This window comes from Achromobacter sp. ACM02, from assembly GCF_014851605.1.
Taxonomy (GTDB): domain Bacteria; phylum Pseudomonadota; class Gammaproteobacteria; order Burkholderiales; family Burkholderiaceae_B; genus Achromobacter; species Achromobacter aegrifaciens.
Window position 1 is genome coordinate 52327 of the sequence record NZ_JACUZY010000004.1, and the last position, 18095, is coordinate 70421.

Here is an 18095-nt window from a genome sequence, read left to right on the forward strand (position 1 = left end):
TCAGGCCACGGGGCAGGTCGCGTCTTCGGCCAGAACGATGAGCGGGTCGCCCGCGTTCACCGGTTTGCCCGGCACGCAGCGGATCGCGACCACGGTCCCCGACGCCGGCGCGATGACGGACAGCTCCATCTTCATGGCCTCGACCACCACCAGCGTGTCCCCCGCCGATACGCTCTGACCCACCTGCACCGGGATCTTCCAGACGTTGCCGCACATGTCGGCGCTGACCAGGCTTTCGCCTTCGCGCAAGGCCGCCTCGGCGTCGGGTTCGGGGTCGGCCGCCACTTGCTCCACCGCCGCATCCTCGCTTTTCCACAAGGCCACTTCGGCGTCGAAGGCGCTCTTCTGGCGCGTCTGGAACGCGGCGATGCTGTCGGCCTCTTCCGCCAGGAAGCGCTGGTGCGCGGCAAAGTCGAACACCTCTTCCTCGATGCGGACCGTGGCCCGGCCTTCGCGGAAGTCTTCGCGCAACGCATCGAGTTCGGCTTCCGTCACCGGATAGAAACGCACCTGGTCGAAAAAGCGCAGCAGCCAGGGCTTGCCGTCCTGGAACACCGGGTTCTTCAGGAATTTGTTCCAGATGGGCAAGGTGCGTCCGACCAGCTGATAGCCGCCAGGCGAATCCATGCCGTAGATGCACATGTAGACCCCCCCTATGCCTACCGTGCCTTCGGCGGTGTAGGTGCGGGCCGGGTTGTACTTGGAAGTCAGCAGGCGGTGGCGCGGATCTATCGGCACCGCGCAGGGCGCGCCCAGGTACACGTCGCCCAGGCCCATGATCAGATAGCTGGCGTCGAACACGATATCGCGGACCTGCTTGCGGCTGGCCAGGCCGTTGATGCGCCGGATGAAGTCCACATTGTTCGGCAGCCACGGCGCACTGGCGCGCACGGTTTCCTGGTAGCGCTGCACTGCGCCCAGCGTGGCCGAATCCTCGAACGCCATGGGCAGGTAGACCACGCGGGTGGGCACCTTGAGCGTGGCCACGTCGGCCAGGCCGCTCTCGATCCGCAGCAGGCGCTCGATCAACGCGCCTTGCAGGATGACACGGCTGTCGTAGCGGATCTGCAGCGAACGCACGCCAGGCGACAACTCCATCACGCCGGCGATGGGCTCGGCATTGAGCGCCTCCATCAGCAGATGGATGCGCATGCGCAGCGCCAGGTCCAGCACGTTGTCGCCGTATTCCAGCAGCAGGTAGCCGTCGCCCGCCTGGCGGTAAGAAACCGCAGGCCGCGCGCCCTGCGCCGGCAGCGCCGCCACGATGGGTTCCGGCACGGCGGCGGGCGCCAAGGCTTGCGCGGGCTGCGCGGGCGCCGCCAGTTCGGCCACGCAACGGTCCTGCGCCGCCTCCAGCGCCACCGCCTGCTGATAGTCGATGCGCACGAAGCGGATCCGGTCGCCCGGTTTGACCTGCCCGACCTTCCACAGTTCGGCGCGGGCGATGGTGACGGGGCAGACGAAGCCGCCCAGGCTGGGGCCGTCGCGCGTCAGGATCACGGGGCTGTCGCCGGTGAAGTTGATACTGCCGATGGCGTATTCGCAATCGTGGATATTGGACGGATGCAGGCCCGCCTCGCCGCCGTCCTCGCGCGCCCAAGTTGGCTTGGGGCCGATCAGGCGCACGCCCAGCCGGTTGGAGTTGTAGTGCACTTCCCAGTCCGCGGCGAAGAAGGCCTCGATGGCTTCGGGCCGGAAGAAATCCGGCGCGCCGTGCGGGCCGTAGAGCACGCCGATTTGCCAGGTATTGCCATAGGCCGGAACCAAGCCGGCGGGCGCGGCCTGCGGTTCGGACACAGGTGCGGTGGCACCGCAGTCCCGCTCAGGACGGATCCGCGGCAGCATGTCGCCCACGCGCAAGGTGCGGCCGGCATGCCCTCCAAACTGGCCCAACACGAAGGTGGAGCGGCTGCCCAGGTAGACCGGCACGTCCAGGCCGCCGCGCACCGCCAGATAGCTGCGGCAGCCCGACAGCGCGCGGCCGGTCGCCAGCACCTGGCCGGAACGCACGGCCACCGGCGTCCACATGGGCACGGGTTCGCCATCCAGGGTGGCGGCGCAGGCCGCTCCCGTCAGCGCCACGATGGCATCGCCGTGAAAGCGCAAGGTCGGGCCGACCAGCGTGGCCTCAATGCCCGCTGCGTCGGACGCGTTGCCGACGATGCGGTTGGCCATGCGAAAGGCATAGTCGTCCATCGGGCCCGAGGGCGGCACGCCGATGTCCCAGTAGCCCACCCGCCCAGGGTAGTCCTGTACGCTGGTGTAAGTGCCTGCCGCCAGCACCTCGATCGCCGCGGGCCGGTAGGCAAAGGTTTCAAGAAAGCGCGTGGACAGCTCGCCTGCGCGAAAACGCGCGTCGTCCACGATCTGCCGCAGATAGTCCAGGTTGGTGGCGATGCCGTGCAGGCGCGTGCGGGCCAGCGCGTGCGCCAGCTTGTCCAGCGCGGCCTCGCGCGTGCCGGCATGTACGATCAGCTTGGCCAGCATGGGGTCGTAGAACGCCGGCACCTCGGTGCCGGTCGCGACCCAGCCGTCCACCCGCAGGCCTTCTGGAAAGAACACGTCGGTCAACACGCCAGGCGACGGCTGGAACTGGCGCAGCGGATCCTCGGCATACAGGCGCACCTCGATGGATGCGCCTTGCGGCGCGCGCGACATGGCGGCGTAATCCAGCGCTTCGCCCGCGGCCACGCGCAGCATGCATTCCACCAGGTCCAGCCCGGTGACGGCTTCCGTCACGGGATGCTCTACCTGCAAGCGGGTATTGACCTCCAGGAAATAGAAGCTGTCGCGCGCCGGGTCGTAGATGAATTCCACGGTGCCGGCGGAACGGTAGTTGACCGACTCGCCCAGCCGCACGGCGGCAGCGTGCAGCGCCTGGCGCGTGGCGGCGGGCAAAAGCGGCGCGGGCGTCTCTTCGATGACCTTCTGGTTGCGGCGCTGCACCGAGCAATCGCGCTCGCCCAGGGCCAGTACGCGGCCAGCGCCATCGCCGAAGATCTGCACCTCGACGTGGCGCGCGTTGTCGACGTAGCGCTCGATAAAGGCGCCGCCGTCGCTGAAGAAATGCTCGCCCATGCGCTGCACGCTATCGAAGGCCGCGGTCAGCTCGGCCTCGTTGTCGCAGCGCGAAAGTCCGATGCCGCCGCCGCCCGCCGTGCTCTTCAGCATCACCGGATAGCCGATGCGTTCGGCCTGCGACAGCGCGGCGCCCAGGCTGTCCAGCAGACCGGTTCCCGGCGTCATCGGCACGCCGGCCTCGGCTGCCAATTCGCGCGAACGGTGCTTCAGCCCGAACTCGCGGATCTGCAGGGGCGTGGGGCCGACGAACGCGATTCCGGCGTCCTCGCAGGCCTGCGCGAACTCGGCGCTTTCGGACAGGAAGCCGTAGCCGGGGTAGATGGCCTGCGCGCCATGCTCGCGGGCGGCGGCCAGTAACAGGTCCATGCGCAGATAGCTGTCGGCGGCTTTTTCACCGCCTAGCGCCACGGCTACGTCGGCCGCGCGCACGTGCGCGGCATTGCGGTCCGGGTCGGAGTAAACGGCCACGCTGCGGATGCCCAGCCGCTTGAGGGTGCGGATGGCGCGGACGGCGATCTCGCCGCGGTTGGCAATCAGAACGGTATCGAACACGGTGCGACTCCCTGGTGTCTTGCGGGTTATCGAAAGCGGAGATCAGGCCAGGCTGGCCAGGTAGGCGCGCCAGCCGCCGAACTCCGTGATGTCGCGCGCGCCCTCCAGGCCGCGCGGCTCGCAGATGAATCCCTTGACCTGGCGGCCGTCCGCCAGCTCCAGCGTGCCGATGCCCAGCGGCGCGGGGATCTCGGCCACGAAGGCGCCGAAGGCGGCCAGCGGTACGTCCCAGAGTTCGACCTCGATGGGCGCGCCGCTCGCGGACTTCACCAGTCCGGGCTTGGGCGGCGTGGTGTTGGCCAGGGCGTACAGGCGGTAATCGCCGGCCGTGCGCGCCGCTTCGACGAACACGGCGCGGCGCGAGGTCAGTTGGTGGTTCAGCGGCATGCCGCGCAGGTGCGCCCCCACCACCGACACGCGCACCGTGTCACGCGCGGGGAGGACCGCATGCTCGGCTGCGGGCAGCGGCGCACCGGTGGCGCCCAGCGGCAGCGCCAGACGCGCCTGCCACTGGCGTCCGAACTGCGCCAGCGCATGGTCCTGCCAAGCCATGCCGATCAGCGTGATGCCCGCGGGCAGGCCGTCGCCGCGCATGCCCGCGGGCAGCGCCAGCGCCGACAGGTCGGCCAGGTTCGTGAAGTTGGTGTAGATCCCCAATCTCGAGTTCAGCGTCACCGGATCGGCTTCGAGCTGGGCGATGGTGTAGATCGTGGGCGTAGTCGGCACCACCAGCGCATCAAAGCCCGCCAACGTCTGATGGATGCCGCGCGTCAGCTCGGCGCGCCGGTACTCGGCTTTGAACGCGTCCAGCGCGCTGTAGTTGGCGGCTTGTTCGACGATGCCGCGCACCACCGGATGGATGGCCTCGGGGTTCTGCTTCCACAACGCTTCCACGGCGGCAAAGCGCTCGGCCACCCAGGGCCCTTGGTACAGCAGCGCCGCCAGCTCGCTGAATGGCGTGAAGTCGATGGGTTCGACCGTTGCGCCGCTGGCCTTCAGGTCGCTCACGGCCTGATCGAACGCCGCCGCGGCCTGCGCATCGCCGAAAAATTCCAGCTGCGCGGGAATCGCCAGCCTGGGTTGCGCCGGCCAAGGATTTGCGCTCCCTACAGGCTGAGCGCGCGAATAGGGGTCGCGCGCGTCCCAACCCGCCGCGATGTCGGCTACCAGTTCGGCGTCGTCCACCGTCAGCGCGAACACCGACACGCAGTCCTGCGTGCGGCATGCCGGCACCACGCCTGCCGCGCTGAGCCGCCCCTTGGTGGGCTTGAGGCCCACGATGTTGTTGAACCCCGCCGGCACGCGGCCCGAGCCCGCAGTGTCGGTGCCCAACGAGAAAGCGGCCAGGCCGCGCGCCACCACGGAAGCCGAACCCGAACTGGAGCCGCCGCTGACGTAGTCCGGATTGAACGTATTGGGCACCGCGCCCAGCGGCGAACGCGTGCCCACCAGTCCGGTGGCGAACTGGTCCAGGTTGGTCTTGCCCACCAGGATGGCGCCGGCCGCGCGCAGGCGGGCGACCACGGTCGCATCTTCCTCGGGCGTGTATGCGAATTCCGGGCAGGCCGCCGTGGTGGGCCAGCCGGCGGCGTCGATATTGTCCTTGATGGCGAACGGCACGCCATAAAGCGGCAGCCGCGTCAGGTCGCCGTTGGCCGCTTCCAGCAGCCCTTGCAGAGCGTCGAGCTGCCGCGCCAGCATGGCGCCGTCCACGCGCTTGATCCAGGCATTGTCTGGCGCGTTGCCGCGTTCGGCCCAGGCGGCCAACAAGGTCTCGGGCGTGGCGCCCTCATTGCGATAGGCGGCCTGCCACTGCGCGATCGTCCAGGCGACGGGGCCTTTGTGCGTTGCTACGGCGTTCATGCTGGAATCCTTTCTTGTATACAAGTACGGATTCCCAAGCAATCGGCGTGCCATGTCGGACGCCGCCCCGCGCCTGCCCCGATTCCCTGCGGCAAGGGGCCGCCTGCGGCACGAAGCCATCGCCGCGGCGCCACATGCGCGCACCGCCAGCGGGCGGCGCGCGCACCCATGTTGTGCACGCGGCACCAGATCGGCCCGTGCCGCCTGGCGCGCCGTCATCCGTGGCGCGCCCTTCGTCTACCCCCCTTTCATATAGCGGACTGCACGTGCCCGCGCGGTTGGCATGCCTTTTGCTTTTAGGTCCTCGTTGTCGTGTGTTTTCAGATCGTTCTCGCCGGCACGGCCGGCACATTCCAATCAGGAGTCACCATGAAACGCAGACTAGCCCTTAAGCAACTGACCGCCGTGAGCCTGTTGGCCATGTCCGGATGGATGCCGCAGGTACTCGCCGCCGAGGACACCATCAAGGTCGGCATCCTGCATTCGCTGTCGGGCACGATGGCGATCTCGGAAACGTCGCTCAAGGACGTGGCCCTGATGACCATCGACGAGATCAACGCCAATGGCGGCGTGATGGGCAAGAAGCTCGAAGCCGTGGTGGTGGACCCGGCGTCGAACTGGCCGCTGTTTGCCGAGAAGTCGCGCCAGCTGCTGTCCCAGGACAAGGTGGCGGTTGTCTTCGGCTGCTGGACCTCGGTGTCGCGCAAGTCCGTGCTGCCGGTGTTCAAGGAACTCAACGGCCTGCTCTTCTACCCCGTGCAATACGAGGGCGAGGAGCTCGAGAAGAACGTGTTCTACACCGGCGCAGCGCCCAACCAGCAGGCCATACCCGCCGTCGAATACCTGATGAGCGAAGACGGCGGCGGCGCCAAGCGCTTCGTGCTGCTGGGCACCGACTACGTCTACCCGCGCACCACCAACAAGATCCTGCGCGCCTTCCTGCATTCCAAGGGCGTCAAGGACAGCGACATCGACGAGGTCTACACGCCTTTCGGCCATTCCGACTACCAGACCATCGTCGCCAACATCAAGAAGTTCGCCACGGGCGGCAAGACAGCCGTCATCTCCACCATCAATGGCGACTCCAACGTGCCCTTCTACAAGGAGCTGGGCAATGCCGGCCTGAAGGCCACCGACGTGCCGGTGGTGGCCTTCTCGGTGGGCGAAGAGGAATTGCGCGGCGTGGATACCAAGCCGCTGGTGGGCCACCTGGCCGCGTGGAACTACTTCCAGTCGGTCAAGAACCCGGTGAACGACGCCTTCATCCAGAAATGGAAGGCCTATGCCAAGGCCAAGAACCTGCCCAACGCGAATACGGTGGTGACCAACGACCCGATGGAAGCCACCTACATCGGCATCCATATGTGGAAGCAGGCGGTGGAGCAGGCCAAGACCACTGACGTGGACAAGGTGATCGCAGCCATGGGCGGCCAGAAATTCAACGCGCCCGACGGCTACACCATCGAGATGGACAAGACCAACCACCACCTGCACAAGCCGGTCTACATCGGCGAAATCAAGGCGGATGGCCAGTTCAGCGTGGTGTGGAAGAGCAAGGGTCCGATCCGCGCCCAGCCCTGGAGCCCGTACATCCCGGGCAACGAAGGCAAGCAAGGTCTCTAACGCACCGGGAACAAGCAGCCATGCGCATCGCGGCAATCGCACTCTACTTGCGTCGTTTCCTGCTGGCATGGCTGGTGTCCCTGCCGCTCGCGGCCGCCCCGGCGGCGGCAAGCGGCGTGGACCCGGCCTTGCTTGCGCCGCTGGCCGGCGACGACACGGACGCCAGGCTCCAGGCGATTGCCGCGCTGGGCCAGCTGCCCGAACCCGAGGCGGCAGCGGTGCTGCAGGCGCTGGGCGAGGACCGGCTCTACGCCGCCGATGACGGCCGCGTGCTGATCGGCAACGGCGGCGCGCGCGCCATCGATGCGGCGACGGGCGCCGCCGCCGAGCTGCCCCCAGGCGCAGGCGCCATCGGCATCAATAACCGCCTGCGGCGCGCCATCGAGGCGGCGCTGGCGGGTTCGCGCCTGTATTCCGAGCAGCCCGCCGAGCGCCTGGCTGCGGCGCGCCGTCTGCAGCAGACCGGAGACCCGGCGCGCCTGCCCATGCTGGAAAAGGCATTGGCGTCCGAAAAGAACGAAGCCGTGCGCGACGCGCTGCTGATCGCGCAGGCCAACCTGGAATTGAAAAGCGGCGATCCCGCCAAGCGGCGCCATGCGGTCGAGGTGCTGGGCGCCACCCGCAACGCCGCATTCCGTCCCACCCTGGCCGCGCTGGCCGAGGAGCGCGACGGCGCCTACGCGGAACCCGACGCCGGCGTGCGTGAGGCCGCGGGCCACGCGCTCAAGCAGATCGACCGCCACCTGGCCACCATCGAATGGGCCGGCAACCTGTTCTACGGCATCAGCCTGGGCAGCGTGCTGCTGCTGGCGGCGCTGGGCCTGGCCATCACCTTCGGGTTGATGGGCGTCATCAACATGGCGCACGGCGAACTGCTGATGATAGGCGCCTATGTGACCTACGTAGTGCAGACGGCGTTCCGCGCCTGGCTGCCGGGCTGGCTGGACTGGTATGTGCTGGCCGCGTTGCCGCTGGCCTTCGCCGTGACGGCGCTGGTCGGCATGGCGCTGGAACGCACCGTCATACGCTGGCTCTATGGCCGGCCGCTGGAAACGCTGCTGGCCACCTGGGGCATCAGCCTGATCCTGATGCAGGGCGTGCGCACGCTGTTCGGCGCGCAGAACGTGGAGGTGAGCAATCCCGGCTGGATGTCCGGCGGCGTCACGGTACTGGGCGGACTGGTGCTGAGCTACAACCGCCTGGTCATCATCGGCTTCGCCTTCTTCGTGGTGTTCCTGGTCTGGGCGCTGCTGAACCATACCCGCCTGGGTCTGTTCGTGCGCGCCATCACGCAGAACCGCCGCATGGCCGACTGCGTGGGCGTGCCCACCGGCCGCGTCGACATGCTGGCCTTCGGCCTGGGCTCCGGCATCGCCGGGCTGGCTGGGGTGGCGCTGTCGCAGCTGGGCAACGTGGGGCCGGACCTGGGCCGCGGCTACATCGTCGATTCGTTCATGGTGGTGGTGCTGGGCGGCGTGGGCCAGCTCGCCGGCACCGTCATCGCCGCGCTGGGCCTGGGCGGCGTCAACAAGTTCCTGGAGCCCTATGCCGGAGCCGTCATGGCCAAGATCACCATCCTGGCGCTCATCGTGCTGTTCGTCCAAAAGCGGCCGCAAGGCCTGTTCGCCCCTCGCGGCCGGAGCGTCGAATGAAACAGAACGCGCTGACTGAGCTGAATCTGCTGACCCGCCGCCCGCTGTACTCGGGACGGGTGTGGGCGGCCCTGGCCGCGGCAGTGGCGCTCCTGGCGCTGCTGCCCTTGCTGAATCTCGCTTTCCCTCCCGGCCATGCGCTGCATGTGTCGGCCTATGCCGTGGCGCTGCTGGGCAAGTTCATGTGCTACGCCATGGCGGCGCTGGCGCTGGACCTGGTGTGGGGCTATGCCGGCATCCTGTCCTTGGGCCATGGCCTGTTCTTCGCGCTGGGCGGCTATGCGCACGGCATGTACCTGATGCGCGCCATCGGCCGCGACGGCATCTACCAGAGCGACCTGCCCGACTTCATGGTGTTCCTGGACTGGAAGAGCTACCCCTGGTACTGGTCCTTTACCGAGCACTTCTGGTACGCCATGCTGCTGGTCGTGCTGGTGCCGGGCGTGCTGGCCTTCGTGTTCGGCTACTTCGCCTTCCGCTCGCGCATCAAGGGCGTGTACTTTTCCATCATCACGCAGGCGCTGACCTTCGCCGCGATGCTGCTCTTTTTCCGCAACGACACGGGCTTCGGCGGCAACAACGGTTTCACCGACTTCAAGCGCATCCTGGGTTTCGACATCACCGCGCCCGGCACGCGCGCCGCGCTGTACTGGATCACGCTGGCCGCGCTGGCAGGCGCGCTGGTCCTTGCGCGCGCGGTCACGCAGAGCAAACTGGGCCGCGTGCTCACCGCCGTGCGCGATGCCGAGAGCCGCCTGCGCTTCATCGGCTACGACCCGCTGGGCTTCAAGCTCTTCGTCTGGACCCTGTCCGCGGTGCTCTGCGGCATCGCCGGCGCGCTCTACGTGCCGCAGGTCGGCATCATCAACCCCAGCGAGATGTCCACAGAGACCTCGATTGAAATGGTGATCTGGGTCGCCACCGGCGGACGCGGCACGCTGGTCGGCCCCATCATCGGCGCGGGCGCCGTCAACGGCCTGAAGACCTGGTTCACCAGCGTGCTGCCGGAATTCTGGCTGTACGCGCTGGGCTTGATCTTCGTGCTGGTGACGCTGTTCCTGCCCACCGGCATCGTCGGCCTGGCGCGCCGCATCTGCGCCCGCATCCAGGGGAACAAGGCATGAGCAGCACGCACATCGAATCCGCCGCGCTCGACGGCGGCCCCAGCGGCGATGCCGGCTACGGCCGCGTCAGCCCCAAGGGCCTGGACACCAGCCACGGCGCCATCCTTTACCTGGAAGGCATCACGGTCAGCTTCGACGGCTTCAAGGCCTTGAACGACCTGACGCTGGACATAGGCGTGGGCGAACTGCGCTGCATCATCGGCCCCAACGGCGCTGGCAAGACCACCATGATGGACGTCATCACCGGCAAGACCCGGCCCACTTCGGGCACGGCCTACTTCGGCCAGAGCATAGACCTCACCACGCTGAACGAAGCGCAGATCGCGCATGCCGGCATCGGCCGCAAGTTCCAGCGGCCCACGGTGTTCGAGCAGCACAGCGTGTTCGAAAACCTGGAGCTGGCGATGAAGACCGACAAGCGCGTGCGGCCCACGCTGTTCGCGCGATTGAGCGGCGAACAGGCCGACAAGATCGGCGAGACGCTGGACCTGATCCGGTTGCGGCCCGAAGCGGCGTTGCCCGCGGGGCTGCTGTCGCACGGCCAGAAGCAGTGGCTGGAGATCGGCATGCTGCTGATGCAGGAGCCGCAATTGCTGCTGCTGGACGAGCCGGTGGCGGGCATGACCGATGCCGAGACCGAACGCACCGGCGAGCTGCTCAACGAATTGCGCGGACGCCATTCGCTGATGGTGGTGGAGCACGACATGGATTTCGTCAATCAGATCGCGGGCGACGGCAAGGTCACGGTGCTGCACGAAGGCTCGGTGCTGGCCGAAGGGCCGATGAGCAAGGTGCAGGCCGATCCGCGGGTCATCGAAGTCTATCTGGGGCGCTGAGATGCTGGACGTGAACACGATCGACCAATACTACGGCGGCAGCCATACGCTGCGCGGCGTGTCGCTGTCCGTGCGCCAGGGCGAATGCCTGGCGCTCTTGGGACGCAACGGCGTGGGCAAGACCACATTGCTCAAATGCGTGATGGGCGTGCTGCCGGTGGCGCGCGGCGACATCGCCTTCGACGGCGCGGACGTCACGCGCCTGGCGCCGCACCAGCGCGCGGCGCGCGGCATGGCCTATGTACCCCAGGGCCGTGACATCTTCGCCCGCTTGACGGTGGAAGAGAACATCCTGATGGGCATGGCGACCAAGCCGGCGGCGCGCGCGCGCTGCATCAAGGAAGAGGTGTACGAGCTGTTCCCCGTGCTGCGGACCATGCTGTCGCGCCGCGGCGGCGACCTGTCCGGCGGACAGCAGCAACAGCTGGCCATCGCCCGCGCTCTGGTGGCCGAGCCCAAGCTCATCATCCTGGACGAGCCCACCGAAGGCATACAGCCGTCCATCATCAAGGACATCGCCCGAGTCATTCACATGCTGCGCCAGCGCGGCGACATCGCCATCCTGCTGTGCGAACAGTACTTCGACTTCGCTCGCGAACTGGCGGATCAGTTCGTGGTGCTGTCGCGCGGCGTCGTGGTGGCGCGCGGCGACCGCGACGCCATCGACGGCGAGGATGTGCGGCGGCATCTGTCGGTTTAGGGTCCGCGCCGGACCTCGATTATTCCTGGCAAACGCTGGACGGCAGCCCCATCTGCTCCGATATAATCGGGCGCCATGTGCTCCGCTGCCTACCTGACCCGCCCCGCCGTGTGGATCGCGCTCGTCGCGATCCTGTGGGCGTCGTTGGCGCCGTCGCTGGCGCATGCACTGAGCCTGTCTCCGGCCAGCCACAACGCCCATCGCATCAGCGTCGACTTCTGCACCAGCGAAGGCGCGGGGCAAGCATCCCTGACCCTGGAGGTGCCGGGCGGCAGCAATGACGGCACCCAGGCGGACGATCACGGCGACAGCCATCATTGCCCGCTTTGCCGCAACCCCAACGCTGACGTGGGCATTCTGCCCGCGCCCGTTCCCGTCGTGCCAGCCCCTCTCGGCCGCGCCATCACGTATCCGCCGCTGTTCTTCCTCGCGGCCCATCCTCTTCATGCCTGGAGCGCGGCCCAGCCGCGCGCACCGCCCGCGGTCTGAGCCGGCGCGCCCCGCCGCCTGACGGCGGCCGGTTTGCGTCCACCGCTGTTATCCCGCCGCCACGTTCCGTCCGCGCCTCCCGGCGCGCCCGGATGCGTGCCGTCATTCAGGCTCATGCGTCCCGGCCAGCCCCGCCCGCTTTGCGAGGGCCGCCGAGCGCGCGGGCCGGACCACCGGTTCCAGACATGAAGAAGACCACGACCTACACCCTGCTGCTGGGCGCGCTCGCCAGCGGCTCCGCCCAGGCCCTGACCACGGAACCCGCCGTGCCCACCCTGGCGCCCACCACCGTGCACGGCGCCGCCTCCGAAGAGCCCGCGCCCAACGGCCCCATCGACCTGAACGTGCGCGACAGCACGGGCAGCCGCCTGGGCCTGACCCTGCGTGAAACGCCAGCCAGCGTCACCGTGATCTCGCGCGAACAGATCGAGGCGCGCGGATCCTTGAACACGCAGGAGATCGCCCGCGGCATCCCCGGCGTGGACAACGCCTCGCCGCCGGGCAACGCGGGCGCGGTCAGCTACCGCGGCTTCTCCGGCGGCCAGGTCTCGCAACTGTTTAACGGCATTTCCGTGCAGTACGACTCGATCGCGGCGCGGCCGGTGGATAGCTGGATCTACGACCGGGTCGAAGCGATCGGCGGTCCCTCCACCTTCCTGTTCGGCGCGGGCGCGGTCGGCGGCGCCATCAACTACGTCACCAAGCTGCCCGAACGCGACACCTTCTACGACGGCCAGCTGCGCGTGGGTTCGTTCGACAGCCGCCAACTGTCAGCTGGGCTGAACCAGCAACTGGCGGGCGAGCCCGGCGGCCGCGGCCACTATCTGCGCATCGATGCCAACACCGGCTCCAGCCACGGCTGGGTCGACGGCAACCATTCCCGCGCCAGCCAGGTGGCCGCCTCGCTACTGTCCGACCTGGGCGCCGACGTGACCCAGACCTTTGCCTTCGAGTACCAGCGCGAACAGGTGGACCGGCCCTACTGGGGCACGCCGCTGAAAACCGACGCCAACGGCGTGGTGCAAGGCACGGGCCGCATCCTGGATGGCACGCGCTTCAAGAACTACAACGTCAACGATGGCCTGTACGAGCAGTCGGTGCTGTGGGCGCGCTCCCTGACCGAATGGCGCGCCGGCTCCAATCTGACCTTCAAGAACACGCTCTACTACTATCGCGCCGAGCGCGATTACCGCAACCTGGAGAACTACCGCCTGAACGCGGGCAACAGCCTGGTGCTGCGTTCCGGAGCGCTGTTGCAACGGCACGAACAAAGCCTGATAGGCAACCGCGTCGAGGGCCTGTACCGCTCCACCCTGGCCGGCCTGCCCAGCGACTGGTCCTTCGGCGTGGACGTCAGCCAGAACAAGATCACGCGCTATCCGACCAGCCTGCCCGGCCAGGTCGACGCAGTGGATCCCTACGACTTTTCGGCCGGCGATTTCTACGACATCCCCGGCATGAAGCGCGGCCACGTCGCCGACCGCGACAACCGCATCCGCACGCTGGCGCTGACGATGGAGAACCGCACCACGGTGCTGCCGGGCGTGGCCATCGTGTCGGCATTGCGCAAGGACTTCATCGACATGGACCTGACCAATCGCCGCGCCGTCACCGCCGCCTCGCCCGCCAGCGCGCAGCGCAGCTACTCGCCGCTGACCGGACGGCTGGGCGTGAACTGGGAGCTGAGTCCGGAGGCCTCGCTGTACGCGCAGTACGCCACCGCGGCCGATCCTCCCTCGGGCATCCTGGCCACCGCCTCGTTCACCGACGTGCTGAACAATGACAAGCTCACCACCGGCAGGCAGGCCGAGGTGGGCGGCAAGTTCAACTTCTGGGACGGCCGCGGTTCAGCCACCGTGGCGCTCTATGAGATCAAGCGCAAGAACATGGCGACCTCGGACCCCAACAATCCCGGCGTCAGCGTGCCCGTGGGCGCGCAATCGGCGCGCGGCATCGAGCTTGCCGGCGGCCTGCAGCTGACCTCCCAGCTATCCCTGCAGGGCAATGTCGCCTTCGTCGATCCCAAGTACGACGACTTCTCGCAGTCCGTGGGCGGCGTGGCGGTCTCGCGCAACGGCAACGTGCCCACCAACACTCCGCGCCGCCTGGCCAACGTCTGGCTGGACTATGCCTTCCTGCCCGACTGGACCGCCAGCATGGCCGCGCGCTACGTGGGCCGCATGTACGCGGACGCCGCCAACAGCGTCTGGACGCCGTCCTACACCGTGTTCGACGCGGCGCTGTCGCACCGGATCAACCGCAACCTCAGCGTGACGGCGCGCGTGCGCAACCTGACCGACAAGGTCTATGCCGCGAACGCAACGCCGACCATGTACTACCTGGGCGCGCCCCGCTCGTTCGAGCTCACCTTGCAGGCCCGCTTCTGAGCGGCGCGCCAGGACAGACTGCCATGAACACGACGCTACCCTCCTCCGCCCGCCATCGCGCCGGGCCGCTGCTGTCGGCGCGCGCCAAGCGCTGGCTGTACCTGATCCATCGCTGGGCGGGCATCGTGCTGTGCCTGTTCTTCGCCATGTGGTTCATCTCCGGCGTGGTGATGATGTACGTGGGCTATCCCAAGCTCACGCCGCAGGAACGCCTGACGCACTTGCCCGCGCTGGATTCCGGGGCGATCAGTGTCACACCCGCGCAGGCGCTGGCGGCGGCGGGCGCCAAGGACGCCGCCGGCATGGCGCTGGCCGCCGCCCGCGGCGGCGCGCCGGTCTACGTGATTCCCGGCGAGGCGCGCCGCGCGCCCAGGATGGTGGACGCCGCCAGCGGCGCTCTGTTGCCCCCGGCCGATGCCGCGACCGCGCTGGCCACGGCCCGCGCCTGGTCGGCAGGCCAGTATGCCGCCCGCTACCTGGGTACCGTGGACGAAGACGCCTACACCCATTCACGCGCGCTCGGCCCCGACCGGCCGCTGCACCGGGTGGACCTGGACGATCCCGCGCATACGCGGCTCTACATCTCGTCCGCCACGGGCATGGTGGTGCTGGACGCCACCCGCGCCGAACGCGTCTGGAACTACGCGGGCGCCTGGATCCACTGGCTGTATCCGTTCCGCGGCAATGCGCTGGACGGTTGGTGGCACGACATCGTGGTGTGGCTGTCGGTCGCAGGCGTGCTGCTGGCCGTGACGGGCACGGGGGTCGGCATCCTGCGCTGGCGCTTTTCGCGGCCCTATGCCAGCGGCAGCCGTTCGCCCTACCGCGAAAACATGATGCGCTGGCACCACCTGAGCGGCCTGCTGTTCGCGGCCATCACCATCACCTGGATCTTCAGCGGACTGATGTCGATGAATCCGTGGAAGCTGTTCAGCAGCGGAGCGCCGCCCTTGGCCCAGGGAGCCTATGCCGGGGCGCCCGGGAACACGCTGGCCACGCCCGGGGAACTGATCGCAGCCCTGCCCGCCGCCCCGCGCGAATTGCGCTGGGCCCGCGCCGACGGCCAGGACGTGGTGCTGGCGCGCAGCGCCGCAGGCGCCCCGCTGGTGCTGTCGGCCGGCAACGCGCAGCCCTACACGTTCGACCCGGCGGCCCTGCGCGCCGCCGCCGCCCGGCTGGTCCCCGGCGCCCGGCTCGCCAGCGCCGAAACGCTGCAGGCCTACGACTTCTATTACTACGCCCGCGACGAGCACGCGATGCTTGGCCATGTCGAGAAGCCGCTGCCCGTATGGCGGCTGACCTATGACGATCCGCAGGCGACCTGGGTCTATCTGGACCCGCGCACGGGACAGATCGTGAGCCGGCAGGACAGCGGTTCGCGCACCAGCCGCTGGCTGTTTGCCTTTCTGCATAGCTGGGACTGGACCGGCCTCTTGTCGCGCCGTCCGCTGTGGGACGCCCTCCTGGTGTTCCTGAGCCTGGGCGGCGCGGCGCTCAGCCTGACCGGCGCGGTGATAGGCTGGCGGCGGCTGGGCAAGAAGCTGCGGGCCTGAAGCGCCGGCGCGGATGCACTATGCTCACAGCCTTGCATGACGATCTACCGGAAAGAGGAGCTTCCATGTCCGACGTAACCATCTATCACAACCCCAAGTGCGGCACCTCGCGCAACACCCTGGCCATGATCCGCAACGCCGGCATCGAACCGGAGGTCGTGCTTTACCTGGAAACGCCGCCCTCGCGCGCCACCTTGAAGGCACTCTTCAAGAAGGCCGGCGTCAGCGTGCGCGAGGCCCTGCGCGAGAAAGGCACGCCTTACCTGGAACTGGGCCTGGACGACGCTTCCCTCTCGGACGACGCGCTGCTGGACGCGATCGAGCAGCACCCCATCCTGCTGAACCGCCCCTTTGTCGCTACGCCGCTGGGCGCGCGCCTGTGCCGCCCGTCGGAACTGGTGCTGGACATCCTGCCCGCCCCGCAGCAAGGCGCCTTCGCCAAGGAAGACGGCGAAGCCGTGATCGACGCGCAGGGCAAACGCATCCAGAAGTAAAAGGACGCAGTCCGCGGCCTTTTGTAAGCGGACTGACGGCTGGGATCATTACCATCGCGGCAATCGTTTCATTACGCCGCGATGACAAGTCATGAATTCCCTTGAAAGCCTCAACCAGTCCCTTTTTCTCTCGATCAACGCCGACCCGGCCACTCCGGTTTGGCAGATCCACGCCGCCATGCTGGTGGCGAACCGGCTGATCCTGCTGGTGCCGGTCGTGTTGGCCGCCCTGTGGCTGTGGGGCGGCCGGCCGCAGCGCGAGGTCGCGCTGAAGGCGCTGGCCAGCATCGCCGTGGCGCTGTTCGCAAGCTACCTGTGCGGCGCGCTGTGGCCGCATGCGCGGCCCTTCGTCATCGGCCTGGGACACGCCTTCTTCCCGCACAAGGCGACGTCGTCGTTTCCCAGCAACCACACCATCATCATCGCCACGCTGGCGTTCGCGCTGATCTATGACCGGCGCTGGGCCGGCTGGGGCTGGCTGGCGCTGGCCGCGGCCGTGCTGGTGGGCGCTTCCCGCGTCTACCTGGGCGTGCATTTCCCGCTGGACATCCTGGGCGGACTCCTGCTGGCGCCGGTGGCCGCCGCGCTGACCGCAATGGCGTGGCGCCGCTGCGGCGAACCGCTAACGGGCCTCACGCAGGGGCTGTACCGCAAGGTCCTGGCCCTGCCGATCGCGCGCGGCTGGATCCGCGCCTGAACGAACGCCGCGCTCAGTTGATCGCGACCTTGGCGTCCTTGACCAGCTTGGCGTAGTTCTCGGTATCCGTGCCGATGCGCGCCTTCATCTCGGCTGGCGTATCGCCGATAGGCACAGCGCCGATCTCGGCCATCCGCCGCGAGAAGTCGGGCGAACGGATGATCTTGACCATCTCGGCATTCAGGCGCCCGACCACGTCCGCAGGCGTGGCCGCCGGCGCCAGCACGCCAAACCAGGTCCCCATGTTGAAGGGCTTCAGACCGGCCTCCTCCATGGTCGGCACATCGGGCAACGCGGCCGAACGCTGATTGGTGGTGACAGCCAGCGCGCGCAGCTTGCCGCTCTGGATGTGGGCCAGCACCGGCGTCACCGTGTCGAAGGACATGTCGATCTGGCCGCCCAGCAGGTCGGTGGTGAGCGGCCCGCTGCCCTTGTAGGGCACGTGCAGCAACTGCACATGCCCTTCCTTTTCGAACTGCGCGCCAATCAGGTGTTGCCCCGTGCCCATGCCGTTCGAGCCATAGGTCAGCTTGCCCGGCTGGCCTTGCGCCAGTTTCAGCAAGGACTTCACGTCCTGCGCCGGCAGCTTGGGATTGACCACCAGCACGTTGGGCACCAAGGCCACCGTGGTCACCGGCGCGAAATCCTTCTGGAAGTCGTAATGCAGGCTCTTGTAGACGCTGGTCGCAATGGTGTGGTGCACGGCGCCCATCAGCAGCGTGTAGCCGTCGGGCGCGGCCTTGGCCACGTAGTCCGCGCCCAGGGTCGAGCCCGCGCCTGGCTTGTTCTCCACCACCACCGGCTGGCCCAGGCTCTTGGCCAGCTCCTGGCCCAGCGCGCGCGCCAGCACGTCGGTGGTGCCGCCGGCCGGAAACGGCACGACCAGGTTCACGGGCCGGGCCGGATAGCCCTGCGCCTGCGCGCCGCCGGCGAAGGACAGGCCCGCCAGGCAGGCCAGCGCCAGGATGCGCGCAGGGTTCGTTCTCTTGTGCATGCTTGTCTCCTCGGTACGAATGGAATTCGCTTGTTCTCGTGGATCCCGCA

General features: G+C 68.1%; 13 protein-coding genes. 10 read left to right on the plus strand and 3 right to left on the minus strand.

Features of this window, described 5'->3' with window-relative positions:
• A complete protein-coding gene (gene uca, locus IB258_RS12790) occupies positions 1 to 3633 on the minus strand; it encodes an urea carboxylase (protein ID WP_192352658.1) in 3633 nt (1210 codons plus the stop codon).
• A 42-nt stretch (positions 3634 to 3675) separates the two neighbouring features.
• Positions 3676 to 5496, minus strand: a complete 1821-nt coding sequence (atzF, locus tag IB258_RS12795; protein ID WP_192352659.1) for an allophanate hydrolase — start codon at positions 5494 to 5496, stop codon at positions 3676 to 3678.
• Positions 5497 to 5865: 369 nt separating this feature from the next.
• Between atzF and urtA the strand changes: the two genes are divergently transcribed.
• From urtA to IB258_RS12845, 10 genes are all read left to right on the plus strand, one after another.
• Positions 5866 to 7119 (plus strand): urea ABC transporter substrate-binding protein, encoded by a 1254-nt coding sequence (urtA, locus tag IB258_RS12800; protein ID WP_054451619.1) that lies wholly within the window; start codon positions 5866 to 5868, stop codon positions 7117 to 7119.
• A 20-nt stretch (positions 7120 to 7139) separates the two neighbouring features.
• Positions 7140 to 8771, plus strand: coding sequence for an urea ABC transporter permease subunit UrtB (urtB, locus tag IB258_RS12805; RefSeq protein WP_175164442.1), 1632 nt, complete (start codon positions 7140 to 7142; stop codon positions 8769 to 8771).
• A complete protein-coding gene (gene urtC / locus IB258_RS12810) occupies positions 8768 to 9895 on the plus strand; it encodes an urea ABC transporter permease subunit UrtC (protein WP_192352660.1) in 1128 nt (375 codons plus the stop codon). The genes urtB and urtC overlap by 4 nt, the downstream gene beginning before the upstream one ends.
• The gene (gene urtD, locus IB258_RS12815) at positions 9892 to 10731 is read left to right on the plus strand and encodes an urea ABC transporter ATP-binding protein UrtD (protein WP_054451622.1); all 840 of its coding nucleotides are present in this window, start codon (positions 9892 to 9894) and stop codon (positions 10729 to 10731) included. Before urtC ends, urtD begins: the two co-directional genes overlap by 4 nt.
• Before the next feature lies 1 nt (position 10732).
• On the plus strand, positions 10733 to 11431 hold the full coding sequence (urtE, locus tag IB258_RS12820) for an urea ABC transporter ATP-binding subunit UrtE (protein WP_119449223.1): 699 nt from the start codon (positions 10733 to 10735) through the stop codon (positions 11429 to 11431).
• A gap of 75 nt (positions 11432 to 11506) precedes the next feature.
• Positions 11507 to 11920: a DUF2946 domain-containing protein gene (locus IB258_RS12825; protein ID WP_119449222.1), complete on the plus strand. Its 414-nt coding sequence runs from the start codon at positions 11507 to 11509 to the stop codon at positions 11918 to 11920.
• A gap of 185 nt (positions 11921 to 12105) precedes the next feature.
• A complete protein-coding gene (locus IB258_RS12830; RefSeq protein WP_192352661.1) occupies positions 12106 to 14307 on the plus strand; it encodes a TonB-dependent siderophore receptor in 2202 nt (733 codons plus the stop codon).
• 23 nt (positions 14308 to 14330) lie between these two features.
• A complete protein-coding gene (locus IB258_RS12835; protein ID WP_192352662.1) occupies positions 14331 to 15860 on the plus strand; it encodes a PepSY-associated TM helix domain-containing protein in 1530 nt (509 codons plus the stop codon).
• Between the two features lie 65 nt (positions 15861 to 15925).
• Positions 15926 to 16354, plus strand: a complete 429-nt coding sequence (arsC, locus tag IB258_RS12840; RefSeq protein WP_054451627.1) for an arsenate reductase (glutaredoxin) — start codon at positions 15926 to 15928, stop codon at positions 16352 to 16354.
• Positions 16355 to 16445: 91 nt separating this feature from the next.
• Entirely contained in the window at positions 16446 to 17051 is a 606-nt protein-coding gene (locus IB258_RS12845) for a phosphatase PAP2 family protein (protein ID WP_054451628.1), read from the plus strand.
• Positions 17052 to 17064: 13 nt separating this feature from the next.
• On the opposite strand, the gene IB258_RS12850 is transcribed toward IB258_RS12845, so the two are convergent.
• Entirely contained in the window at positions 17065 to 18045 is a 981-nt protein-coding gene (locus tag IB258_RS12850; protein WP_119451784.1) for a tripartite tricarboxylate transporter substrate binding protein, read from the minus strand.
• Between the last annotated feature and the right edge of the window lie 50 nt (positions 18046 to 18095).